This window comes from Simplicispira metamorpha (genome assembly GCF_004341365.1).
Lineage (GTDB): Bacteria > Pseudomonadota > Gammaproteobacteria > Burkholderiales > Burkholderiaceae_C > Simplicispira > Simplicispira metamorpha.
In genome coordinates this window covers 220,160-245,306 of the sequence record NZ_SLXH01000001.1, presented here as the reverse complement: position 1 = coordinate 245,306, position 25,147 = coordinate 220,160, and the positions used below count along the sequence as shown (strand labels likewise).

Here is a 25,147-nt window from a genome sequence, read left to right as displayed (position 1 = left end):
CGGTTTCGGCGCTGCGCCCACGGCGCTACAGTGGCTCTCCCCCACTCCCCCGGAGAGCCACCATGTTCGAAACCGCCGAAATCGGCCACAAGATTTCCAAGGCCGATTACAAAAAAGCCGTCCCTGCGCTGCGGGCCGACCTGCTCGGCGCGCAGGCCGAGCTGTATGCGCAGGGCAAGATTCCGGTCGTGCTGCTCATCAGCGGCCAGGACGGCGCGGGCAAGGGAGAAACCATCAACCTGCTCTACGAGTGGATGGATGCCCGTTTTCTCAGCACCCTGGCCTTTGCCCGGCCCACCACCGAAGAGCGCGAACGCCCCAGCATGTGGCGCTACTGGCAGGCGCTGCCGCCCAAGGGGCGCATCGGCATGTTTGCCGGCTCGTGGTACTCCGACCCTATCCGCGAACACATCGATGGCGACATCTCGCGCAAAGAGCTGGACGCGCGGGCCGACCAGATCAACCGCTTCGAGGCCATGCTGGTCAACGAAGGCGCGCTGGTGCTCAAGTTCTGGTTCCACCTCACGCGCGAGGCCCAGAAAAAACGCCTCAAGGCCCTGGCCAGCGACCCGCGCACCGCCTGGCGCGTGACGCAGTGGAACTGGGACCGGCTGGAAACCTACGACCAGCTGCAAGCCACCGCTGGCCACTTGCTGCGCATGACCAACACGCCCTGGGCGCCCTGGGTGGTGATCGACGGCTCCAACGACAACTACCGCGCCTTGACCGTGGGCAAGGTGCTGCGCGATGCCCTGCGCGCCAAGCTGGCCAACACCAGCCACCCGACATCGCCCGTGGCGCCCATGGTGCGCGTGGACACCGACGGGCGCAACGTGCTGTCTGCGCTGGACTTGGGCCTGTCGCTCACCGACAAGCACTACCAGAACGAGCTGGCGCACTGGCAGGGCCGCCTGGCCGAGCTGGCCCGCGACCCGCGCTTGCAGCACCGGGCGCTGGTCTGCGCCTTCGAGGGGGCGGACGCAGCGGGCAAGGGCGGCTCCATCCGCCGCATTGCCGGGGCGCTGGATGCGCGCCAGTACCGCATCGTGCCCGTGGCTGCGCCCACCGACGAAGAGCGCGCCCAGCCCTACCTGTGGCGCTTTTGGCGCCACCTGCCCCGCCACGGCCACATCACGCTGTTTGACCGCACCTGGTATGGCCGGGTGCTGGTCGAGCGCATCGAGGGCTTTTGCACCGATGCCGACTGGCTGCGCGCCTACACCGAGATCAACGACTTCGAGCACGAGATGGCCGAGGCGGGCCTGATTCTGGTCAAGTTCTGGTTGCAGATCAGCCAGGAAGAGCAGCTGCGGCGCTTCCAGGAGCGCCAGCGGGTGGAGTTCAAGCGCTCCAAGATCACCGAGGAAGACTGGCGCAACCGCGACAAATGGGACGCCTACCAGCAGGCCGTGTGCGACATGGTCGAGCGCACCAGCACCGGCACCGCCCCCTGGACGCTGGTAGAGGCCAACGACAAGCGCTATGCCCGCATCAAAATCCTGCGCACCCTGTGCGAGCGCCTGGAAACTGAGCTGGCCCGCAGCCCCAAGCACTGGGCTGATGCCGAGCGCCCCGGTGGTCAGCGCCCCTCCGAGAAGAAGCGGGGCAAGAAAAAGTAAGCCCGGTGGGCCTGTAGAGCAAGGCGGCCTCTCGTTCCAGAGCGGCGCTGCTCTGGCGCTCCCACCCATTGGGTGGCCAGTCTTTTGTCCATAGCAAATATCAGGCCGGTAGTGGTGCCAGCGCCACCGCCACCGTCAGAACCGTGCCCCCTTCGCCCGATTCGACCGTGAGCGTGGCGCCGATGCGCTCGGCGCGCGCGGTCATGCTGCGCATCCCCACGCTCAGGCCTGCATTGCGCACGGCCTCCACGTCAAAGCCCACGCCATCGTCTGCAATGCGCAGCTGCAAGGTGTCTGGCTGCGGCTGCATGCACTGCACGCACACATGCCGTGCCCGGCTGTGCTTGAGGGCGTTCGACAGCGCCTCTTCCACCAACCGTGTCAGGCCCAGGCATTGCAGCGCGCTGGGCCGACCCTGCCACTGCGGGGCAATGCGCCACTGCGAGGCCACGCCCATTTCGTCAAAGAGGAGCGTGAAACGGTGGCGCAGCGGCGCAGCCCACTGCACCGGTGTATCGGGCACCTGCGCACCGGCACTGGAACCATGGTCGATTACCTGGCGCAAATCGTCGCGCAGCACCTTCAAGAGCGACAGCACGCGCTGGTTGGCCAGTGGCTGCGGTGCCAGCTCCACCAGCGCCATGCTGCGCATCAGGCTACCGCCCAGGCCGTCGTGCAGATCGTGTGCGATCTGCATGCGCTCTTGCAGCTTGGTGTGCTCCAGCGCTTGGGCGTGCTCGCGCTCCAGGGCCTGGGCCAGATCGGCGCGGGCGCGGGCCACCCCCTGCTCCAGCTCGCGGTTGAAGCGCTCCACGCTGCCCATCTGCTGGGCCAGTTGACCGCCCAGCAGCAGCATCATGAGCGTCACGATCAGTGGCCCGCTCAGGGCCGCCCAACTGCGTGCTACCTCCCACGTGCCCACCACGATCAACAGATCGTGCAAAGCCACCACCACAAACACCAGCCAGCACAGCGCCAACAGAATGTGCCCCCACTGGCGCCCTGCGGCGCGGGGGCGCCAAGCGTGCCATTGGAACTGAATGCAGTTGGCCAAGAAAACCGCCACCGCACTCAGCCATACCGCCATGAAAACCTGCCGCGCCATCGCCTGCGGCGCCAGCAGCGCTGCAGCAGCGCCCACAGCTGCCAGCACCCACAGCGCCCGCTCCACACGCGCAAAGCGCTGTGCACCAAAGCGGAAGGTGAACAGGCATGCGCACAGCACATACCACACCAGTGCCACCATGCTGACACGCGACTTGGTCAGCGTGTCGGGCCAGGGCCAGGGCGTGTCGGCCAAAAATGTGGTCAGGTACACCAACCAGCCCAGCGACATCAGGCCAAACCAGCCATAGGCATGTTCTTGCCGCCGCAGGCACCACACCAGCAAAAACATCGCCCCCGCCATGGCCGACATCACGGCATTGATGAAATAAACCGTCTGCTGCTGCCAGTGGCTGCGCTCGTGTTGCAGCGCTACCTCTGGGGCAGACCCCAGCTGCAGCGTCCCCAACCCAGGCGACAGCACCGACAACCCCACCACGCGCACCCACACCGTGTTCACACCGGCGTTGAGGGCTGATTCGGGCAGCAGCCACCAGCGCGGCTTGTTCCAGCTGCGCGACAGCGGCTCCACCAGCGAGGCATCGCGCCACAGCAGATCGCGGTGGATGAACACCTCGCCCGCCATGCTCATGCCGCTCAACCCCAGGGCCACTGGCGCAGCCTCTGCTGCACCACCTGCGCAGCGGCGCTCCCAATCGATGCGATACCACACCGCGCCATCGTGATTCGGCCAGCGGCGCGTCCACACATCGGGCAGCTGCACCGGCTCCCAGCCTTGCGCAGGCCGGTCGGCCATACCGCCCCGGGGTGCTGCATCGACACCGTCCAGGGCCCGTACGGCCATGACCGAGAGCACGCGCGGCGCACATGCCGAACCGCCCGGTGGGGCATCCGCTTGCGCCCAGACCGGCCCGCCCACCGCCAGCACCAGCGTTACCACCCACCTCGCCCATACCGCCAGCACGCCCTCGGGCCTGTCGCGCAGCCACCCCAGGCACCCCGTCACGCCAGCAACCCCCGGGCCCGCGCCTCATGCACGGCGCGGGTGCGTGAGGGCACGGCCAGCTTGCGGTAAATGCGTTTGATGTGGCACTCCACCGTGTGGCGCGACAAAAACAACTGCTCGGCAATCTCGCGGTTGCTCATCCCATCGGCCACCAGCCGCAAAATCTGCGACTCGCGTGCGCTCAGCGCCTCTTCCAGGGGGGCGATGTCAGCGGCGGCCACTGATGACACCGGCGCAGGCTGGGGCAGCAGCTGCAAAATGCGCCGCGCAATGAACGGATCAATCGGCGCGCCCCCGCGCAGCACGCTGCGGATCGACAGCATCACCTCCAGATCGTCGCGCTCCTTGAGCACATAGCCCGTCGCGCCCGCACGCAGCGCCCCCAGGATGGCGTCCTCGGAACTCCAGGCCGACACCACCAGAATGCCCAGCCCCGGGTCTTCCAGGCGCATCTGCTCGATCAGCGCCATGCCGTTGCCATCGGGCAGCGCCAAGTCCACCAGCGCCAGGGCCATCGGTTGCGCCGCAAGGCACACCCGCGCCTCGGCCAGCGAAGCGGCAAACACCAGTGCATCGGGCGCATAGCCCAGTTGTAGCAATACGCCGCGCAGGCGCTGCTGCAACAGCGGCTCATCCTCTACCACCAGCACCGGGACGGGCAGCGTCGAATCGGCAGAAAAAAACGAGGGATCGGACATGCTGGGGCGCCATGGGCACGTAAAAAAACGAATGGGCCATCCTAGGCCAGGCGCCCTGCCCCGCCTATCCCTGAGATTGGGGATTTTGCAAGAGGGGGCTGCAAATTACCCAATTTCAGGGATGTTGCAAAAAGCCACAAATGCCTACAGTCCATTGTCTCGCCAAAGAAGTGGATTGATTTTTGCCTCCAGCGCTGATGCACAGGGCGCTTGCAGCTATTAAAACAAGAGTAGAAAAGAACAAGACATGCGCATTTCCTTTCCCGTCAGCGCCACCCGGCGCAGCATCTGCGGCGCCGGGTACCAGCGCCAAGGCGTGGTACGCAAGCCGACCTTCTCTTCATGACCCGCCAAGGCACGGCCACCACCTGGTGGCCCACCGGCCTGCCCGGTGCAGGCAAAACCACCCTGCCGCCGCGCCAACGCCATCACCACCAAGAATCATCAAAATTAATAGCTACCAGCGCTTGCTGCATAAGCGCCAGAGGCCAAAAACACGTCAAGAAAGCAGACCATGACCATTGCCAGTACCAGCACCCTTGACACCACCGGCGCGGCCCCGCGTGAAGTCGTCTTTGTGGACAGCCGCGTCCAAGACGTGGCCACCTTGCTCAAGGGCTTGGCGCCCGGCGTGGAGGTGGTTTACCTGAAAGCGGGTGCAGACGGCCTGGCGCAAATGGCGGCCGCACTGGGCCAACGCGGTGACGTGGCCACCGTGCATGTGCTGGCCCATGGCAGCGAAGGCCAGTTGTGGCTGGGCGGCACCTTTTTGGACAACAGCACCCTGGCGGGCCAGGCCGATGCCCTGGCGGTGCTGGGGCGCGGGCTGACGGCCGACGGCGACCTGCTGCTCTATGCCTGCGACCTGGGGCGCGGCGCACAGGGCGCGCAGTTGGTGTCGAATCTGGCGGCCTTGACGGGCGCTGATGTGGCCGCCAGCGACAACCGCACGGGCGCCCAGGGCGACTGGGCGCTGGAAATTGCCACCGGCCACATCGCGGCCCCGGTGGCCCTGTCGCACGACACCCTGGCTGCCTATGGCCATGCGCTGGCAACTTTGACCGTCACCAATAATTTAGACAGCGGCGCCGGGTCATTGCGCCAGGCCATTGTCAATGCCAACACCGCACCCGGTGCCGACACCATCGCGTTCGCGCCAGGTCTGAGTGGCTCCACCATCACCCTCAGCTCGGGGGAACTGAGCATCACCTCTGACCTCCAGATCAAGGGCGACATCGACGGCAACGGCACGCCAGACATCACCATCAACGGCAACGCAGCCAGCCGTGTGCTGAACATCACTGCTGGCACGGTGGTGCTGGACGGGCTGACTGTCTCCAACGGCAAGCTTCAAGGCAACCTCTCCGGCAAAGACGCCCTGGGCGCAGGCATTGCCGTCACCGGCACAAATACCCTGGCCACCATCGTCAACTCCTTCATTACCAACAACGTTGCAAACGGTTGGAGCGGCTCCGATGATCTAGAGTTGGGTGGCAAGGCCGTTGGGGGGCTGTACATAGGCGCCCTTTCCACCGTGCATATGGCAGCATCCTCGCTGACTGGCAACACCGGCACGGGCGGCAACGGGGGTACTGGTATTTACGCCGGCAACGGTGGATATGGCACGGGCGGTGTGCAGGTGTCGAGCGATGGCACTTTCCGCTATGAAGCCGACAGCGTTGACATCAGCAGCAATACCGGGATGGGTGGCGCCGGTGGTGCGTCGGGCCTGGGCCCTCACGGCACTTCCGGTGCATCCACCGCCAACATTGCTGGCACCGCCGACAGCACCTGGACCTACAACCCACCCACCATCGCCAGCCTGGACGGCAACAGCGTGGCCTGGGCCGGCGTGGGCAATACGGTGACACTCGACGCGGGCGGTGACGCATCACTGACGGATACCGAACTGGGTGCGCTCAACAGCGGCCATGGAGACTGGAACGGCGCCAGCCTGACCGTACAGCGCCCTGGCACAGCGGTGACCAGCGACACCTTCGGCTTCGGTGCATCAAGCCTCTTTACCGCCAGCGACACGGGTGCCAGCGGAAGCCTGCAATCGGTGCCAGGCGGGCAGACTTTCGCCACCTACACCCATACCGGCGGCGTGCTGACCATCCACTTCACCAGCAGCGGTACGCCAGCCACCACCGCGTTGGTCAATGACGTGGTGCGGCACATCACTTACAGCAATGACACGCCTGCTGGCGATGCCACCCTGCGCTTCACGCTAAGCGACGGCGCGGCCAGCACTACCGCCGATGTGGCGGTGACCAGCGACACCATCTACGTCACCAGCGCCACGGACACCGCCACCATCGACCCCAGCAACGGCGTGAGCTTCAGCGAAGCCATCGCCATGGCCGCCGCCGATGCCACCGGCAGCCAGACCATCGTGCTCGCCTCCACTCTGGCGGGCCAGACCTTGGTGCTGGGCAGCGTGGCGATCAGCGAAAGCCTGACACTGGATCTGAGCGCTGCCAGCGGCGTGACGCTGACTGGCGGCACGCTGACGATCGATGGGGGCGCCTCCCTCACTGTCGTCAACGGCGCGGGCGACACCGCCACCTTCGCGACCGCGCTGGCCGGTGCGGGCGGGCTGACCAAGAGCGGTGCGGGCACGTTGACGCTGTCGGGCTCCAGCGCCACCCACAGCGGAGCGACTTCAGTCAACGCTGGCGCCGTGCTCGTCAATGGCGCGCTGGGCACTGGCCTTGTCACCGTGAGTGCTGGCGCCACCCTGGGCGGTAGCGGCAGCATCGGGGGCAGCGCCACCCTCACCAGTGGCGCCACCTTGTCTCCCGGCAGCGGCGCGGGCACGGGCGTGCTGACCATCAACGGCAACCTGGACATGCAAGCGGGCAGCACACTGGCTGTGCAGATCAACGGCACCACGGCGGGAACGGGGTATGACCAGGTGGTCGTCAAGGGAACGGTGCATGTTGCGGGATCGCTCTCGGCCACCCACGGTTACACGCCGGGCTCGGGCGACCGCTATACCTTGATCGCCAATGACATGACCGACCCCGTAACCGGAACCTTCAGCGGCCTGGCTGAAGGCGGTACGCTGACGGCGGGCGGCAACAACACGGTGTTGACTGCCAGCTACACAGGGGCAACGGGCAATGACTTCATCCTGAGCGCCCCGGTCGTCAACACCGCCCCCCGGTTCACCCTGCCCGACGGCGGCAAGCTCCTCGTGCCCGTGGGCAGCGGCCACGACCAGGCCTGGAGCGTCACCGTGCAAACCGACGGCAAGATCGTGCTGGCGGGCACTAGCCACAACGGCAGCAACGATGACTTCAGCGTGGTGCGCCTGCACGCCGACGGTACGCTCGATACCAGCTTTGGCACCGGCGGCAAGGTCTTCGTGCCCGTGGGCAGCGGCCAAGACAAGGCCTACAGCGTCACCCTGCAAGCCGACGGCAAGATCGTGCTGGCGGGCACTAGCCACAACGGCAGCAACGATGACTTCAGCGTGGTACGCCTGAACGGTGACGGCACGCTCGATACCGACTTTGGCGGAGGCGGCAAGGTTCTCGTGCCCGTGGGCAGCAGCGACGACGTGGCCCGCAGCGTCACCCTACAGACCGACGGCAAGATCGTGCTGGCGGGCTATAGCAATAACGGCGGCGACTACGACTTCAGCGTAGTGCGCCTGAACACCGATGGCACGCTGGATACCGACTTTGGCACCGACGGCAAAGTCCTCATGCCCGTGGGCGGCTACGACCAGGTCTACAGCCTCGCCCTGCAAGCCGACGGCAAGATCGTGCTGGCGGGCAGTAGCCACAACGGCAACAACAATGACTTCAGCGTGGTGCGCCTGAACGCCAATGGCTCACTGGACACCGACTTTGGCACCGACGGCACGGGCAAGCTCCTCCTGCCCGTGGACAGCGGCAACGACCTGGCTTACAGCGTCACCCTGCAAGCCGACGGCAAGATCGTGCTGGCGGGCAGTAGCCACAACGGCAGCAACTATGACTTCAGCGTGGTGCGCCTGAACACCGATGGCACGCTGGACACCGACTTTGACGGCGACGGCAAGCTCCTCCTGCCTGTGGGCAGCAGCAGTGACTTGGCCTACAGCGTCACCCTGCAAGCCGACGACAAGATCGTGATCGCGGGCTTGAGCAACAACGGCAGCGACGTTGACTTCAGCGTGGTGCGCCTGAACACCGATGGCACGCTGGACACCAGCTTTAGCGGCGACGGCAAGCTCCTTCTTCCCGTGGGCAGCAGCGAGGACGTGGCCTACCGCGTCACCCTGCAAGCCGACGGCAAGATCGTGCTGGTGGGCTATAGCTCGAACGGCAGCAACAATGACTTCAGCGTGGTGCGGCTGAACACCGACGGCTCGCTGGACACCAGCTTTGCCAGCACCCCCAGCCTGGGCCATACCGCCAGCTACACCGAAGACGCCAGCGCCGTGCTGCTGGAGCCCGGTGCCCATGTGCTGGACGCTGACCTGGCCGCCCAGGGCCACTACGATGGCGCCAGCCTGACCCTGGGCCGCAGCGGCGGCGCCAGCACCGACGACCTGTTTGGCGCCAGCGGCAGCCTCACGTTCAGCGGCAGCAACGTGGTGTGGAGCGGCACGACCATCGGCACATTCACCCAGACGGGCGGCACCCTGGCCATCACCTTCAACCATGCCGCCACCCAAGCCATCGTCAACGGTGCGCTGCAATCGCTGACCTACCAGAACACCAGCCACAACCCGCCCACCAGCGTGCAGGTGGACTGGCGCTTCAGCGACGGCAACACCGGCAGCCAGGGCAGCGGCGGGGCCTTGGCAGCGGCGGGCAGCACCACGGTGAATATCACGGCGGTGAACGATGCGCCCACCATCAGTGGTCTGCCGGGCACCGCGCAAGCGGTAACCGCAGGGACGGCTGCAGCGCTTGCAGACTTTGCCGTGAGCGATGCCGATGGCGCGGGTGTCGTCTTGAATGTCACGCTGACGGCCACCAACGGCACCCTCAACGGGCTGACAGATGCAGACACCACCACGGCGGGCATCCAACTGAGCGGCACCGCTGCCACCCTCAATGCCGCCATCGCTGGTGCCACCTTTACCGCCAGCGCCGCTGGTGCGGCCAGCATCGGCGTCAGCGTGAGCGACGGCGTAGCGGCGGCGGTGACGGGGACTTACCACCTGAGCGCTGCTGCTGGGGTCAACAACGCCCCAGCCTTCAGCAACCTCGACGGCGCACCTAGCTACACCGAGAATGCCAGCGCCATTGCGCTGGACGCCTCGGTAGCGGTGTTCGATGCCGAGTTGGCTGCCCTGAACGGCGGCCTGGGCAACTACAGCGGCGCCAGCGTCACGCTGGCGCGCTCAGGGGGCCGCGCCGCAGAAGACGTGTTCAGCGCGCTGGGCAACCTGGCCTTCACCGGCGGCAACGCGGTGCTCTCGAGCACCACGGTGGGCACCGTGACTAACACCGGCGGCAGGCTGACCATCACCTTCAACGCCAGCGCCACCCAGGCGCGGGTCAATGAAGTGCTGTCGAGCATCGGCTACGCCAACACGTCCAACGCCCCCCCGGCCAGCGTGCAGATCGGCTGGAGCTTCAGCGACGGCAACACCGGCAGCCAGGGCAGCGGCGGGGCCTTGACTGCGGCGGGCAGCACCACGGTGAACATCACGGCGGTAAACGATGCGCCCACAGTGGTCAACGCAGTGCCTGACCAGAACGCCAAGCAAGATGCGGCCTTCAACTTCCAGTTTGCGGCCAACAGCTTTGCTGACGTGGACGGCGACACGCTCACCTACAGCGCGCAACTGGCTGGGGGCGGTACGCTGCCCAACTGGCTCCACTTCAACGCGGCCACCCGCACTTTCAGCGGCACACCGGCTCACAGCAACGTCGGCGCTGTCAGCGTTGATGTCATCGCCAGCGACGGTAACGGCGGCACGGTGACAGACACCTTCCGTATCTCGGTGGCTGCCGCATCGCCACCCGATGATGGGGATGGTGTTTCTGCTGAAGAAGAGGGCAGCGTCCCGGGCATTCCCTCGCGCCCCGGTGGCCCAGTGGTCGCTGGGGACGGCAATGGCGACGGCATCAAAGACAGTGAGCAATCGCAGGTAACGTCGCTGAACTTGCGCCAGACCGACCGCGTCAGCAGCAACCCGCAAGCGCCTCAGACGCCAGTGACCCTGGTGGTTGGCAGCCAGGATGGCAAAGTCAGTGCCCAGGCGGGCAACGCCAAGATCACCAGCATCGGCCAGAAAGACGCGCCCGCAGACCTGCCCGAGGGCTTGAGCACGCCGCTGGGCCTGCTCAGTTTCACGGCCAAAGCCGATACGGCAGGGGCTACCGAAACCTTCAGCCTCTACCTGGACGGTGCCCTGGACATTGACGGCTACTACAAACAAGACGCCAGTGGCACCTGGGTCAACCTGGCCAGTGCGGCCAACGGCGGGCGCGTGGTCACCGAGCATGGCAAAACCCGCTTGGACTTTGTCATCCAGGACGGTGGCCAGTTCGACCTGGACGGCAAAGCCGACGGCGTCATCACCGACCCCGGCGCCCCCGGAAAAATGGCGCTCGTGCCCCCACCAGTCGATAGCGACCATGACCAGTTCCCCGACGCCCTGGAGGCAGCCCATGGCCTGACCGTAGGCGTCAAGGACAACGACGTCTTTGGCAGCACCAAGCTCTACGCCATGCAGCTGTACCGCGACACGCTGTTCCGCGAGGCTGAAGAGACCGGGCTGACGCACTGGCGAGAGATTCTCGACAGTGGCGCGCAAAGCCGCGCTGAAGTGGCCAACGCTTTTCTCGGCTCGTCCGAGTTCCAGACCCATGCTGGCGCACTGGCCCGCCTGTACTTTGCCGCCTTTGAGCGCATCCCGGACGAAGCGGGCATGACCCACTGGATGGAGCAAATGCTCAACCAAGGCCAGAGCCTGGAGCAAGTGGCCCAAGGCTTTGCCGACAGCAGCGAATTCCAGCGCCAGTACGGGGCGCTGGACAACGCGGGCTTCCTCGACACGCTGTACCAGAACGTGCTGGGCCGGTTGCCTGACGCTCCCGGCAAGGCCTACTGGCTGGGCCAGCTGGCTGGCGGCACCACGCGCGGCGAGGCATTGGCCGGGTTTGCCCAATCGAGCGAATACCAGGAACTGATGCGCGAGGAAGTCAGCGTGACACTGTTCTACGTAGGCCTGCTGGGGCGCACGCCAGACCAGAGCGGGTATGAACACTGGCTCCATGTGCTCAACAACCAGGGCGATGTGCTGGGGGCCATTGACGCATTCGTACAGTCCCAGGAGTACCACGACCGCTTCCTGCCCAGCGACGGCGGCCCCGCCGGTCTGGTGGGGCTGGCACCCATGCCCGTGCCTGAAGCGCTGGGGTGATTTGCGCCATGTGGTGGGAGTGCGCCGCCACCAGCGGCGCGATGGGCTGCACCGCTGCACCACGCCCTGCCCCTCCCCGGGCGGGTGTGGCTCAGGCGGCCAGGGCGGCCTCGATGTCGGCAGCCAGCTCGTGCGGTGCCGTTTGCGGCGCGTAGCGGCGAATCACCCGGCCATCGCGGCCCACCAGAAACTTGGTGAAGTTCCACTTGATGGCCTGGGTGCCCAGCAGCCCCGGCGCCTGGGCCTTGAGCCACTGGAACAGCGGGTGGGCGCCCGCGCCGTTGACCTCCACCTTGGCCAGCACCGGAAAATCCACGCCGTAATTGCGCTGGCAAAACTGCGCAATCTCGGCGTTGCTGCCCGGCTCTTGGGTGCCAAACTGGTTGCACGGAAACCCCAGCACCACCAGCCCTTGGGCCGCGTACTGCTGGTGCAGCGCCTGCAACCCGGCCAACTGCGGCGTGAACCCGCAGGCGCTGGCGGTGTTGACGATGAGCAGCACCTGGCCCGCGTATTGGCGCAGCGGCACGCTGTGGCCGTCGGTGCTGTGGGCGTTGAAGTCTTCCAGTGGGTGCATGGCAGTGGCTCCTGAAACTGGGGGGTGTCCATTGTGAGCCAAATCGGCCTGTAGCGCCCGCAGGGTAAGCGCGAGCAGCTATCAAAATGGAAGTCAATGGTGGGCGTCGTGGCGCGCGATGCGCAGCAGGTGTTCCACCTCTTGCGGGTGGTGGGTGCAGTTGTGCAGGTGCCAGCGCCGGATCAGCCACATCGCGCCTGCCACCACCACGCCAAACACCGAGATGGCGCCAAAGGCCGACAGGCCGAACTTGGTGGACAGCGCATACAGCGCGCCCAGGCCCAGGATGCAGGCCTGCTCGTTGAAGTTTTGCACGGCAATGGAGCGGCCCGCGCCCATCAGGTTGTGGCCCCGGTGCTGTAGCAGCGCATTCATGGGCACCACCAGAAAACCGCCCAGCCCCCCCAGCACGATCAGAAACGGCACGGCCAGCCAGATGTTGTCGATGAAGTTCATCAAAATCACCAGCAGGCCCATGCCCACACCCAGCGGAATGACGCGGGTGGCGCCTTCCAGGCTCATGCGCATGGAGGCCAGCATGGCGCCCGCTGCCGTGCCGATGGCCACCACACCCACCAGCGCCGAGGCCTGCGTGGTGCTGTAGCCCAGCGCCACGGCGGCCCAGGCCAGCACGATGTAGCGCAGGTTGCCCGAGACGCCCCAGAACAGCGTGGTCGTGGCCAGCGAAATCTGCCCCAGCTTGTCGTGCCACAGGCGGCGGTTGCAGCGCTGGAAGTCGGGCAGCAGGGCCAGCGCGTTGGCCAGCACGCTGCGATCGGGGTCTTGGCGCAGGGGGCGCATTTCCACGCCGGTGTGCGGGATGCGCGTGTTGAACCAGGCGGCAATCAGGTAGAGCACGATCAGCGCGGCAATGCCTGCTTCGGGGGCGGTGTCGATGCCGGTGTCCACCCCGGGCAGGTCAATGCCCAGCAGCAGCGGCGCCACCACCGGCCCCACCAGCTGCCCGCCCAGCAGCACGCCCAAAATGATGGACGCAATGGTCAGCCCCTCGATCCAGCCATTGGCCTTGACCAGTTGCGAGGCGGGCAGCAGCTCGGTCAGGATGCCGTACTTGGCGGGCGAGTAGGCCGCCGCGCCCAGCCCCACCACGGCGTACGCCATCAGCGGGTGCGAGCCAAACAGCATCATCAGGCAGCCCACCACCTTGATGGCGTTGCTGATGAACATCACCCGGCCCTTGGGCTGGGCGTCGGCAAAGGCGCCGACAAACGGCGCCAGGACGACGTAGAACAGCGCGAACATGGGTACCAGCGCGGCGCGTTGCCATTCGGCACCGCCGCTGGCGCGCAGCAACTCGACGGCGGCCACGAACAAGGCGTTGTCTGCCAGCGAGCTGAAAAACTGCGCTGACATGATGGTGTAGAAACCGCGCTTCATGGCAAGGGGCTGGAGAGGGGGCCGCAGGGCTGGTGCCCAGGACAAAGAGGGGGCCGGAGCAAGGGAAGCGCGGTTATATCACGCGCCTGCCGGTGCAACGGTGCCAGAATCCCCGGCATCTTCCCTGAGTCTGCCGCCATGCCGCGCCCCATCCACGCCTGTATCCACACCCCTGCCTTGCAACACAACCTGGCGCGCGCACGCGCTGCTGCCGCTGACGCCAAGGTCTGGGCCGTGGTCAAGGCCAACGCCTATGGTCACGGCATCGAACATGTTTTTGAGGGGCTGCGCGGCGCCGACGGCTTTGCCCTGCTGGACTTGAGCGAGGCCCAGCGTGTGCGCCAACTGGGCTGGCGCGGCCCCATCTTGCTGCTCGAAGGCGTGTTCGAGCCGCGCGACCTGGAGCTGTGCTCGCGCCTGTCCCTGTGGCACACCATCCACTGCGACGAGCAAATCGACATGCTGGCCGCGCACAAAACGCAGGTGGCGCACCGCGTGTTCCTGAAAATGAACACCGGCATGAACCGCCTGGGCTTTACGCCCCAGCGCTTTCGCAGCGCCTGGGCGCGGCTGAACGCGCTGCCGCAGGTCGATGAAATCTCTTTCATGACGCACTTCAGCGATGCCGACGGCGCGCGCGGCATTGCCCACCAGGTGGCGGCCTTCAACGCCGCCGCGCAAGACCTGCCCGGCGAGCGCAGCCTGTGCAACAGCGCCGCCACGCTGCGCCAGCGCCCTGGCACCCCAGCGGTGTACGCCGACTGGGTGCGCGCGGGCATCGCCCTGTACGGCAGTGCCCCCGACCACCCCGAGCACACGGCAGCGCACTGGGGCTTGCAGCCCACCATGACGCTGGCCACGCGCCTGATCGGCACGCAGCAATTGCAGGCGGGCGACACCGTGGGCTACGGCTCGTGCTTTACCGCAGACGGCCCCACCCTGGTGGGCATTGCCGCCTGCGGTTATGCCGATGGCTACCCGCGCCATGCGGGCACCGGCGCGCCCGTGCTGGTCGATGGCGTGCGCACCCGGCTGCTCGGGCGCGTGAGCATGGACATGCTGGCCGTAGACCTCAACCCCGTGCTGGCTGCGGGCCTGCAGCCCGGCTGGGGCAGCGAAGTGACGCTGTGGGGCCGCAGCAGCACCGGCGCCGTGTTGCCCATCGACGATGTGGCCCACGCCGCAGGCACTGTGGGCTACGAGCTGATGTGCGCACTGGCGCCGCGTGTGCCCGTGGCCGTGGCTGACTGACGGGCGCGCGCCCGGCGGCAATCAGCCGGCTGCGGAAAGCGTTTTGGCTTGAGATAGGTCAAGCGCAGGGGGGCGGGGCACTTCAACAATCCCTCCACAGTGGGGGGCTCGCAGTGCCCGAAGGACGCAGGGTTGTTCGGGATTGCACGGCGCACAGGGCGCTCCTGCTGCAAGAAAGGACGTCGCCATGACCTCTTACCGGATCTTGCGGGCCCGACTCGGTGTACTCGCCACCGCCGCCTTGCTGGCCACCGGCGCTGTGTATGCCAAAGGCCCCTCCCCAGAGCCCATTGAGCCGATCAAGCCGCACCGTGTCACCCACCCGGCCAAGGTGGAGTTGGGCAAAAAGCTCTGGTTCGATCCCCGGTTGTCCAAGTCGGGCTTCATCTCCTGCAACTCGTGCCACAACCTGAGCATGGGCGGCTCCGACAACCTCAAGACCTCCATTGGCGACAAGTGGCAAAAAGGCCCGATCAACTCGCCCACAGTGCTCAACTCCAGCCTGAACCTGGCCCAGTTCTGGGATGGCCGCGCCAAAGACCTGCGCGAGCAGGCCGGTGGCCCCATCGCCAACCCCGGCGAAATGGCCTTCACCCACGACCTGGCCGTGGACATGCTGCGCTCCATTCCCGAATACGTGGCCGAGTTCAAGCGCGTGTTTGGCAATGACAAGCTCAGCATCGACGAGGTCACGCTGGCCATTGCCGCCTTTGAAGAAACGCTGGTCACGCCGAACGCGCGCTTTGACCAATGGCTCAAGGGCGACAAAAAAGCCATCACCGCCCAGGAGCTGCGCGGCTACCAGACCTTCAAGGCCAGTGGCTGCGTGGCCTGCCACAACGGCCCCAACGTAGGCGGCAACTCGTTCCAGAAAATGGGCGTGGTCGAGGCCTACCAGACCGACAACCCTGCCGAGGGGCGCTCGGCCGTCACGGGCAAGGATGCCGACCGCTTCAACTTCAAGGTGCCTTCGCTGCGCAACGTGGCGCTGACCTACCCCTACTTCCACGACGGCGCCGCCGACACCCTGCCAGAGGCCGTGGACACCATGGGCCGATTGCAGCTGGGCAAGAAGTTCACGCCGCAAGAAAACGCCGACATCGTCGCTTTCCTCAAGACGCTGACGGGCGACCAGCCCAAGATGGTGCTGCCCATCCTGCCGCCATCGAGCGACCAGACCCGCCGCCCCCAGCCGTTCGAGTGAGCAGCGCCCCCGCGCGGCATATGGATACCCTAAAAAAGTAGTTCCTTTTGCCGCGTGGCTGGGTCACAGTGGCGTTTTGTATTGTCTGAAGGACGAAACGCCATGCACTTCAAACCCCTGGTTCTGGCGGCGGCCCTGGTCGCCACCCTGCCCCTGGCGGCCAACGCCAACACCTTGCGCTTTGCCCGCTCGGGCGATGTGACCACCTGGGATGTGCATGCGCACAACCTGGGCCCCAACAACACCCTGCACTCGGCTGTGTACGACACGCTGCTCGAATACAACAGCAAAACCTTCAAGCCCGAAGCCGCCCTGGCCACCGAGTGGAAACAGACCAGCCCCACGCAATTGCGATTGAGCCTGCGCAAGGGCGTCAAGTTCAGCGACGGCAGCGACTTCACCGCCGACGATGCCGTGTTCTCGCTGGAGCGCGCCAAGGCCAAAACCTCCAACTACGCCGTCTATACCCAGGGCATCGACAAGGTGGTGAAGGTCGATAGCCACACCATCGACATCGTCTCCAACCTGCCCAACCCGGTGCTGCTGAACCAGCTGACCGAGCTGCGCATGATGAGCCGCGCCTGGGCCGAGGCCAACAAATCCACCGAGCCCAAAGACATCAAGTCCAAGGACGAGAACTTTGCCCACCGCAACGCGCTGGGCACCGGGCCGTTTGTGCTCAAGTCCTGGACGCCCGACCAGCGCGCCGTGTTGCAGGCCAACCCGCACTGGTGGGGCAAGGGCAAGTTCCCCACCAACGTCACCGAAGTGATCCAGACGCCCATCAAATCGGACGCCACGCGCACGGCAGCGCTGCTCTCGGGCGAGGTGGATTTTGTGATTGACCCCAGCCTGCAAGACCTGGCCCGCGTGCGCCAGACGCCCAACCTGCAAGTGCTCGAAGGCGCCGAGTACCGCACCATCTTTTTGGGTATGGACCAGTTCCGCGACGAGCTGCCCGGTGCCAGCGTGAAAGGCAAAAACCCGCTCAAGGACGTGCGCGTGCGCAAGGCGCTGTACCAGGCGATCGACATCAACACCATCCAGCGCGTGGTGCTGCGCGGCCTGGCCCAGCCCACGGGCGCGCTGGTGGCGCGCCAGGTCAACGGCTGGACGGCCAAGGCCGATGTGCGCTGGCCCTATGACGCCGCTGCCGCACAAAAGCTGCTGGCCGAGGCAGGCTACCCGCAGGGCTTTGAGGTGGACTTTGCGTGCAGCGCAGGCCGCTACATCAACGACGAGCAGCTGTGCCAGGCCATCACTGCGCAGTGGGCCAAGGTGGGCATCAAGGCCAAGCTGCGCACGCAGCCGTTTGCTACCTACTTCCCGATGATCCAGCGCAACGAGGCCAGCATCTACCTGCTGGGCTGGGGCGTGCCCACGTTTGATGCCCTCTACTCGCTGCAATCGCTGGTCCGCTCGCCGGGCGCGGGCGGCGACGGCAACTTCAACCTGGGGCGCTTTTCTGACCCGCAGCAGGACGCACTGATCGAGCGCATCAAAAAAGAAACCGACCACGCCACGCGCAACGCCCTGATCGAGAAAGCGCTGCTGGCCGAGCACCAGCTGATCTCGCACATCCCGCTGTACAACCAAGTGATTCCGTGGGCGGCCACCAAAAAGGTGCAACTGCCCCACCGCGCCGACAACCGCATCGACTGGCGCTTGCTGAAGGTGAACTGAGGCGCCGCCACAGCGGGCGCTATTTGCTATTGATGTGATAGCTGCTGGCGCCCGCTACATCAGCCTTGGAGGCGGTTTTTGCTTGAAACGGGGGCCCGGCGCCCTTGCTGCGTTCCCCACTGCCGGGCTTGTTGCAGCCATTGCGCCCGGCGCGTGGCATCGGCACTGCGCACCGGGCCGATGCTGCGCACGCGCACAGGCCGGATGCCGCTGAACTCCAGAATCGTGTGCTTCATTTGCCGGTGGCCTGGCATGCCCTGCACCCAGCGGTAGTACCAGGGCGGCGAGTCCATCGTCACCAGCAGCTCGGCTGAGCGGCCTGCCAGCAGCTTGTCCCACAGCGATGAGCCGCTGCGGTAGCGAAAGGCAAAACCGGGCAGGAACACCCGGTCGATGAAGCCCTTGAGCAGCGCGGGCATGGCGCCCCACCACACGGGGTACACCCACACCAGGTGTTCGGCCCAGACCATGGCGGCCTGGGCGGCCACCAGGTCGGGCTCCAGGGGCTGCGCGTCCCGGTAGCCTGCGTGCAGCAGCGGGTCAAAGTCCATCTCGCCCAGGCGCAGCCAGCGCACTTCAGCGCCCGCTGCATGGGCGCCTTCGGCGTAGGCGCTGGCCAGGCCCGCGCACAGGCTGTCGGACGCCGGGTGGCCCTGGATGATGAGAATGCGTTGCGCCATGAAAATCCCTTTTTCCAATCACGATGGCGCCATCCTCACCTTGCCCCATGGGGCAGAGTCAAGCGGCGCAAGGCAGGTGAAGGGGATGGCTGTCGCAGGTGTGCAATTGCGCCTCCAGCGTGGCCAGTTCGTGCGCCAGGGCTTGCAGGCGCTCCAGCTCACGCGCCACGGCGGCGCGCCGCGTGGCCACCAGCGTGGCAATGTGCGTCCAGCCTGCGGGGGTGTGCAGGGCGTTCAGGCCATCGAGCTGCGAGAGCCGAAAACCCAGCGCCTGCGCCTGGCGAATCAGCTGCACCTGCACCACGTCCTGCTCGCCGTACTGCCGGTAGCTGCCAGCGCGGGCCACTGTGCCCAGCAGGCCGCGCGCCTCGTACAGGCGCAGGGCTTTGGGCGTGGTGCCGGTGCGGCGGGCAAGTTCTCCGATGCGCATGGGGAGGTTCCTGGGGAAGCGGGCAGGGGCTGCCGGGTGGGACGATAGGGTGGTTTGATACTATCAAAAGAGGAGCTGCTAGCGCTTTCTGCATGGGCGCTGGAGGCACTTTGGGCGTGTATTTTGCCCCGCAGGCGCCAGCGCCGTTACCCGCCCCCGCAGGGCCCGCGATAAGCTGCGCGCCGTTGATTGATGGAGTGACCCCGCCATGCCCCAGTTTGCCGCCAACCTGAGCCTGATGTACACCGAGCTGCCGTTTCTGGAGCGCTTTGCCGCCGCTGCCAGCGATGGCTTCAGCGCGGTGGAGTATTTGTTTCCCTACGCCTTCGCGCCTGCCGAGCTGGCCGCCCGCCTGCGCGCCAACGGCCTGCGCCAGGTGCTGTTCAACGCGCCGCCCGCCGGGCTGGAGCGCACCGCCATGGCCAGCGCCTGGGAGCAGGGCGCGCGCGGCACCGCCGCCCTGCCGGGGCGCGAGGCGGAGTTCCGCGCCGGGGTGCTTGAAGCCCTGCGCTACGCCCAGGCGCTGGATTGCCCGCGCATCCACCTCATGGCCGGGTTGCTGCCCGCAGGCAGCACGCGCCAGGCGCTGGAGCCGCTGCTGGTGGCCAACCTGCGCTGGGCCGCCGCACAGGCCGGTGCCCAGGGCTGCCAGGTGCTGATCGAACCCATCAACCTGCGCGACATGCCGGGCTACTTTCTCAACCGCCAAGACCACGCCCACGCCCTGCTGGACGCCGTCGATTCGCCCCACCTGAAGGTGCAGATGGACTTGTACCACTGCCAGATCGTCGAGGGCGACGTGGCCACCAAGCTGCGCCAGTACCTGCCCACGGGCCGCGTGGCGCATCTCCAGATCGCCGGTGTGCCCGAACGCCACGAGCCCGACCGGGGCGAACTGCACTACCCCTACCTGTTCGACCTGATCGACGCCTGCGGCTACAGCGGCTGGGTGGGCTGCGAATACCGCCCCGCCGCAGGCACCCGCGCCGGTCTGGGCTGGCGGCCGGTACGCAAGACTGCGTAAGGGAATGCGTTATCAGATGTAACGACTTCGCTGCCGTAGAGTGTTCCCGTGGCCGGCTGTGTTCCGGTCGATGTGTTTTTGCAGGGGGAGCATGCCATGGCCGAGTCCATTACCAACAACCAATCCGTGGCCCGGCGCACCACTGCGCTGGCGATTGCCCTGGTGGCGCTGGTGTTGGTGGTGGTGGGGCTGGCCATCATGGTGCTGACCGAGCGCAGCACCCGCGCGCAGGTGGTGCGCAGCGTGGGCTACACCGCCCAGAGCGTGGCCCAGTCGCTCGATGCTGCGGCGGGCGCCAACCGCGAGCTGGTGCAGCTGACGATGAAGGGCTTCCAGCGCTACTTTGACTCGGCTATGCATCTGGACGAGGCCACGGGCGAGTTGCGCAGCTACGGCGCCCTGGTCAACGACGACTATGGCTCGGTGGACAAGTTCGCCACCGAAAGCGGCGGCATCGCCACGGTGTTTGCCAAAAAGGGCGAGGACTTCATCGCCATCACCACCTCCATCAAAAACGACAAGGGCGAGCGCCAGCAAGGCATGCTGCTGGAGCGCAGCAACCCGGCCTACGCGCGCGTCAAAACTGGCGAGCCCTACACCGGCCGCACCGTGGTGGGCGGCAAGCCCTACATGGGCCACTACCTGCCGGTCAAGGGCAGCAGTGGCCAGGTGGTGGCGCTGCTGTTCATCGGCAACGACATCAGCATCTTCGAGAGCATGCTGGAAAAGCAGGTGGCGCAGACGCACTTTTTTGAGCACGGCGGTGTGTACGTGATTGACCCGCGCCAGTCGCTGGCCGACGCGGTGCTGGTGGCCCACCCCACGGCCCGGGGCCAAAAGGTGTTGCAGGCCTACCCGCAGGCCCAGGAGTTTCTGGCGGCGCTGGGCAGCGCCGAGGACGGTTTTGTGCGCCACGCCACCCCGGTGCTGGCTGGCGCCGATGACCCCTGGGCCCTGGTGCGCAAGACCCAGGCCGACGGCTGGTGGGTGGTGGCCGAGGTGCCCGATGGCGAGGCCATGGCCAGCCAGCGCCAGGTGATGCTGACCGTGTGGGGCATGCTGCTGCTGGCCATTGGTTTGCTGGCACTGGCCTTGTTTGTGCTGCTGCGCCGGGGTGTGAGCGAGCCGCTGCGCGGCCTGACGCAGGCCATCACGCTGGTGGCCCAGGGCGATTTGACGCAGGCGTTTCGCACCACGCGGCGCGATGAGATCGGCGCCCTGGTGCAAGAGGTGGAGGGCATGCGCCAGCGTTATCTGCACCTGCTGCAACAGGTGCGCCAGGCCGCCGACAGCATCTCCACGGCCAGTGCCGAGATTGCCACCGGCAACCAGGACTTGTCGGACCGCACCGAGCAAACCGCCAGCAGCTTGCAGCAAACCGCGCAAAGCATGGAGCAGCTCACCGCCACGGTGCGCCAGTCGGCCGATGCGGCGCACCAGGCCAACGCGCTGGCCAGTTCGGCCGCCGAGGTGGCCGCACGCGGTGGCCGTGTGGTGGGCGAGGTGGTCACCACCATGGACGACATCAACCACAGCTCGCGCAAGATTGCCGACATCATCAGCGTCATTGATGGCATTGCCTTCCAGACCAACATCCTGGCGCTGAACGCGGCGGTAGAGGCCGCCCGTGCCGGTGAACAAGGCCGGGGCTTTGCCGTGGTGGCCAGTGAAGTGCGCAGCCTGGCCGGGCGCAGCGCCGATGCGGCCAAAGAGATCAAGCAGCTCATTGGCGCATCGGTAGAGAAGGTGGCTTCGGGCGCGCGCCTGGTGCAAAGCGCAGGCACCACCATGGACGAGATCGTGGGTTCGGTGCAGCGCGTGGGCGACATCATTGGCGAGATCACGGCGGCGGCCTCCGAGCAGGCCCAGGGCATAGGCCAGGTCAACACCGCCGTTAACCAGCTTGACCAGATGACGCAGCAAAACGCCGCGCTGGTCGAGCAGTCGGCCGCCGCCGCACACAGCCTGCGCGAGCAGGCCCAGCGCCTGGGCAGCGCGGTGCAGGTGTTCCGGCTGACGGCGCCGGGCACGGGCCATGTGCCCGCAGTGCTGCCCGCCCAGCAGGCTGCGGCGCGGCTGCGCCAGTTGCAGTAAGGCCCGTGTGCAGCGCTGCGCTGCAGCCACAGGCCCGCAGTGCAGTATGGCAAAAATGATAGCTGCTAGCGCTTTCTGCACGGGGGCTGGTGGCATATTTCATGCCTGAGTTCTGTGCTGCGCCCTGGCCCCCCCAGGCGGCGCGCGCCTGGTGGGCGCTCTCCGATGCTATTGTTTGCTTCTGCCCGCTACTGCCTTCCCCCGGATTTGCCCATGACCGCCGATGTCCCGACCTTGATGCTGATGATCGTCGTCTCCTCGGTGGCCATGGCGGCGGCCTTGCTGGTGCTGGGCTGGGGCAACTGGCGCGACGGTCTGCACTACTGGGCCATGTCGTTGCTGGTCGGTGCAGCGGGCTATGTGTTGTTTTTGCTGCGCGGGCAGATCGCTGATGCGTGGTCGGTGGTGTGGGGCAACACACTGATGTCGGTCATGTTTGCCGGGCTGTTGGCGGCGGTGCGCAATTTTCAGGGGCAGCCCATGCAGTGGCCGGTGATGCTGGTGCCGCCGCTGTTCATGGCGGCGCTGATGCAGCACTTCATGGCCAACTACGGCCTGCGCGTGGCCTGCGCGTCCTATTTGCTGGCCTGCCAGACGCTGTGGGTATGGTGGACGCTGCACGCCCGGCGCCAAAGCTCCCCGGGGCGCGGTGCCTGGCTGCTGGCGGCGGGCCTGGCCGTGGAGGCCGCCATGCTGCTGGCGCGGGGCTCTTCGGCACTGGCCTCGGCCATGGAGGGCAGCTCCATCCTGCACGGCAACACGGTGCAGACCCTCACCTTCATGGTGGCCTTCATCGCGCTGCTGGTCACTTCGATGGGCTTTGTCTTCATGGCCAAAGACCGCGCCGATGAAACCAACCGCCGCCTGGCCGGGCAAGACGCACTGACCGGCGTGGCCAACCGCCGCTCCATCATTGCCGCGCTGGAGCGCGCTGTGGCCAGCGCCCTGCGCCAGCGCCAGTTCATGGCGCTGATGATGGTGGACATTGACCATTTCAAGCACGTCAACGACCGCTACGGCCACCTGGCGGGCGACCAGGTGCTGCGCCATGTGGTGGCGCTGATCCAGCAGCGCATCCGCGCCCAGGACATGGTGGGGCGCTATGGGGGCGAAGAGTTTCTGGTGGTGCTGCCCGACACCACACTGCAAGGCGCCCGCGCCCTGGCCCAGCAGCTGTGCGACGTTGTGCAGGCCACGCCCTGCGCCTGGGAGGGCGGGCATATTCCGGTCACCCTCAGCATTGGCGTGTACGGCGGTGTGCTGGCCCCGCAGGACGCCTGGGATTTGCTTATCCACGCCGCCGACAGCGCCCTCTACTGCGCCAAAGCAGCGGGGCGCAACCGGGTGGAGCTGGCGCAGGCGCAAGGCCCCTTCACCCGCCCCGGCAGCGCCCTGTCCGGCACCTGCCCCACGCCGCTGAGCTGATGGGCCTGCACCGGCCTTGTGATGCAATGGCGCAGTTTGATTCTTTCAGGAGCCCGCCATGAACGCCCGCATCCCCGATCACCCTGCCGCCCTGCAACCTGCCAGCGCCCTGGCGCGCATCAGCCAAGTCTGGGACGAGCACATCCTGCCCCCGCTGACCGACTACATCCGCATTCCAGCCAAGTCGCCCCTGTTTGCCCCCGACTGGGAGCAGCAGGGCCTGCTGGACACCGTGGTGCGCAACGCCGCCGCCTGGGTCGAGGCGCAGCAGCTGGCCGGGCTCACCGTGGAGGTGGTGCGCCTGCCGGGGCGCACACCGGTGCTGTTCTTCGAGATTGCCGCTACGCAGAGCGCCAGCCGCCAGACGGTGCTGATGTACGGCCACCTGGACAAGCAGCCCGAGTTTTCTGGCTGGCGCAGCGACCTGGGCCCCTGGACGCCCCAGCTGGAGGACGGCAAGCTCTATGGCCGGGGCGGCGCCGATGACGGCTATGCCGTGTACGCCAGCATCGCCGCCGTGCAGGAGCTGCAACGCCAGGGCGTGCCGCACCCGCGCATCGTCGGCCTGATCGAAACCAGCGAAGAAAGCGGCTCGCGCGATTTGCTGCCCTACATCGACGCCCTGAAAGAGCGCCTGGGTGACGTGGCCCTGGTGGTGTGTCTGGACTCGGGCGCGGGCAACTACGACCAGCTGTGGCTCACCACCAGCCTGCGCGGCATGGCCAGCGGCACGCTGAAGGTGGAAATCCTGACCGAGGGCATCCACTCGGGCGACGCCTCGGGGCTGGTGCCGTCGAGTTTTCGGATCATGCGCCAGGTGCTCGATCGCCTGGAAGACAGCGCCACGGGCCGTCTGCTGCCCGCCCGCTTCCACTGCCAAGTGCCGCCCGAGCGGCTGGCGCAGGCGCGCGCCACAGCAGCCATCCTGGGCGAAGAGCTGTTCCAGCGCTTTCCGTGGGCGCACTACGACTGCGGCGGCGCCACCACCTTTACCCTGCCCACCACGCACGACCCGGTGCAGGCCCTGCTCAAACGCACCTGGGAGCCCACGCTGAGCGTGACCGGCGCCGAGGGCCTGCCCGCCCTGCAAGACGCGGGCAACGTGCTGCGGCCCTACACCGCCTTCAAACTCAGCCTGCGCCTGCCGCCGCTGGTGGACGCAGCCAGTTGCGTGCAAGAGATGAAGGCGCTGCTGGAAGACAACGCCCCCTACCAGGCCAAAGTGACCTGGGAAGGCGCCAGCGCTGCCGATGGCTGGAACGCCCCCGACACCGCGCCCTGGCTGGAGGGTGCGCTCAACGCCGCCAGCTTGGCGCACTTTGGCGCGCCCTGCGGCTACATCGGCCAGGGCGGCACGATTCCGCTCATGGGCCTGCTCAGCCAGGGGTTTCCGAAAGCGCAGATGATGGTTTGTGGCGTGCTCGGCCCCAAGAGCAACGCCCACGGCCCCAACGAGTTTTTGCACGTGCCCTACGCCAAAAAACTCACCGCTGCTGTGGCCCAGGTGATTGCCAGCCTGCCGGTGGCTTAAGTTATGCGTCAAATCGGGCTGTAAGCCTGATGTGGTGGGCGCGAGCAGCTATCAAATTTAAAACATGGCTGGCTGGCTGGCTGGCCC

The 25,147-nt window shown here is 66.6% G+C and carries 15 protein-coding genes; 9 read left to right on the top strand and 6 right to left on the bottom strand.

Translation table 11 applies throughout. The features are described 5' to 3' along the window. The first annotated feature begins 62 nt into the window (after positions 1–62). The gene (pap, locus tag EV674_RS01165; RefSeq protein ID WP_119013589.1) at positions 63–1,619 is read left to right on the top strand and encodes a polyphosphate:AMP phosphotransferase; all 1,557 of its coding nucleotides are present in this window, start codon (positions 63–65) and stop codon (positions 1,617–1,619) included. Positions 1,620–1,719: 100 nt separating this feature from the next. On the opposite strand, the gene EV674_RS01160 is transcribed toward pap, so the two are convergent. Further along, entirely contained in the window at positions 1,720–3,690 is a 1,971-nt protein-coding gene (locus EV674_RS01160) for a sensor histidine kinase (RefSeq protein WP_241524955.1), read from the bottom strand. Beyond that, complete coding sequence (locus EV674_RS01155; protein WP_119013587.1) at positions 3,687–4,388, bottom strand: LuxR C-terminal-related transcriptional regulator; 702 nt, start codon at positions 4,386–4,388, stop codon at positions 3,687–3,689. Before EV674_RS01155 ends, EV674_RS01160 begins: the two co-directional genes overlap by 4 nt. 514 nt (positions 4,389–4,902) lie before the next feature. Here EV674_RS01155 and EV674_RS01150 point away from each other — a divergent pair. After that, the gene (locus EV674_RS01150; protein WP_119013585.1) at positions 4,903–11,763 is read left to right on the top strand and encodes a DUF4347 domain-containing protein; all 6,861 of its coding nucleotides are present in this window, start codon (positions 4,903–4,905) and stop codon (positions 11,761–11,763) included. Between the two features lie 91 nt (positions 11,764–11,854). Here the strand turns inward: EV674_RS01150 and EV674_RS01145 are convergent, their stop codons facing one another. Both EV674_RS01145 and lplT read right to left on the bottom strand, forming a co-directional pair. After that, the gene (locus tag EV674_RS01145) at positions 11,855–12,340 is read right to left on the bottom strand and encodes a glutathione peroxidase (protein ID WP_119013584.1); all 486 of its coding nucleotides are present in this window, start codon (positions 12,338–12,340) and stop codon (positions 11,855–11,857) included. Positions 12,341–12,433: 93 nt separating this feature from the next. After that, positions 12,434–13,738, bottom strand: coding sequence for a lysophospholipid transporter LplT (gene lplT, locus EV674_RS01140; protein WP_119013583.1), 1,305 nt, complete (start codon positions 13,736–13,738; stop codon positions 12,434–12,436). Positions 13,739–13,876: 138 nt separating this feature from the next. Between lplT and alr the strand changes: the two genes are divergently transcribed. The 3 genes from alr to EV674_RS01125 all read left to right on the top strand — a co-directional run bounded on the left by alr (position 13,877) and on the right by EV674_RS01125 (position 17,876). Then, a complete protein-coding gene (gene alr / locus EV674_RS01135; protein WP_119013582.1) occupies positions 13,877–14,989 on the top strand; it encodes an alanine racemase in 1,113 nt (370 codons plus the stop codon). Positions 14,990–15,176: 187 nt separating this feature from the next. Then, positions 15,177–16,193: a cytochrome-c peroxidase gene (locus EV674_RS01130; RefSeq protein ID WP_119013581.1), complete on the top strand. Its 1,017-nt coding sequence runs from the start codon at positions 15,177–15,179 to the stop codon at positions 16,191–16,193. Between the two features lie 102 nt (positions 16,194–16,295). Then, positions 16,296–17,876 (top strand): ABC transporter substrate-binding protein, encoded by a 1,581-nt coding sequence (locus EV674_RS01125; RefSeq protein ID WP_119013580.1) that lies wholly within the window; start codon positions 16,296–16,298, stop codon positions 17,874–17,876. A 59-nt stretch (positions 17,877–17,935) separates the two neighbouring features. Here EV674_RS01125 and EV674_RS01120 read toward each other — a convergent pair whose 3' ends face one another. Together EV674_RS01120 and EV674_RS01115 are read right to left on the bottom strand one after the other, a co-directional pair. Further along, the gene (locus EV674_RS01120; protein ID WP_119013579.1) at positions 17,936–18,556 is read right to left on the bottom strand and encodes an NAD(P)H-dependent oxidoreductase; all 621 of its coding nucleotides are present in this window, start codon (positions 18,554–18,556) and stop codon (positions 17,936–17,938) included. Positions 18,557–18,614: 58 nt separating this feature from the next. Beyond that, entirely contained in the window at positions 18,615–18,986 is a 372-nt protein-coding gene (locus EV674_RS01115) for a MerR family transcriptional regulator (protein ID WP_119013578.1), read from the bottom strand. A 208-nt stretch (positions 18,987–19,194) separates the two neighbouring features. On the opposite strand from EV674_RS01115, the gene otnI reads away from it, so the two are divergent. The 4 genes from otnI to EV674_RS01095 all read left to right on the top strand — a co-directional run bounded on the left by otnI (position 19,195) and on the right by EV674_RS01095 (position 25,060). Continuing rightward, positions 19,195–20,010, top strand: a complete 816-nt coding sequence (otnI, locus tag EV674_RS01110; protein ID WP_119013577.1) for a 2-oxo-tetronate isomerase — start codon at positions 19,195–19,197, stop codon at positions 20,008–20,010. Between the two features lie 96 nt (positions 20,011–20,106). After that, on the top strand, positions 20,107–22,104 hold the full coding sequence (locus tag EV674_RS01105) for a methyl-accepting chemotaxis protein (RefSeq protein ID WP_119013576.1): 1,998 nt from the start codon (positions 20,107–20,109) through the stop codon (positions 22,102–22,104). A 213-nt stretch (positions 22,105–22,317) separates the two neighbouring features. Further along, positions 22,318–23,529, top strand: coding sequence for a GGDEF domain-containing protein (locus EV674_RS01100; RefSeq protein ID WP_119013575.1), 1,212 nt, complete (start codon positions 22,318–22,320; stop codon positions 23,527–23,529). Between the two features lie 58 nt (positions 23,530–23,587). Beyond that, positions 23,588–25,060 (top strand): M20 family metallopeptidase, encoded by a 1,473-nt coding sequence (locus tag EV674_RS01095; protein WP_119013574.1) that lies wholly within the window; start codon positions 23,588–23,590, stop codon positions 25,058–25,060. Positions 25,061–25,147 lie beyond the last annotated feature (87 nt).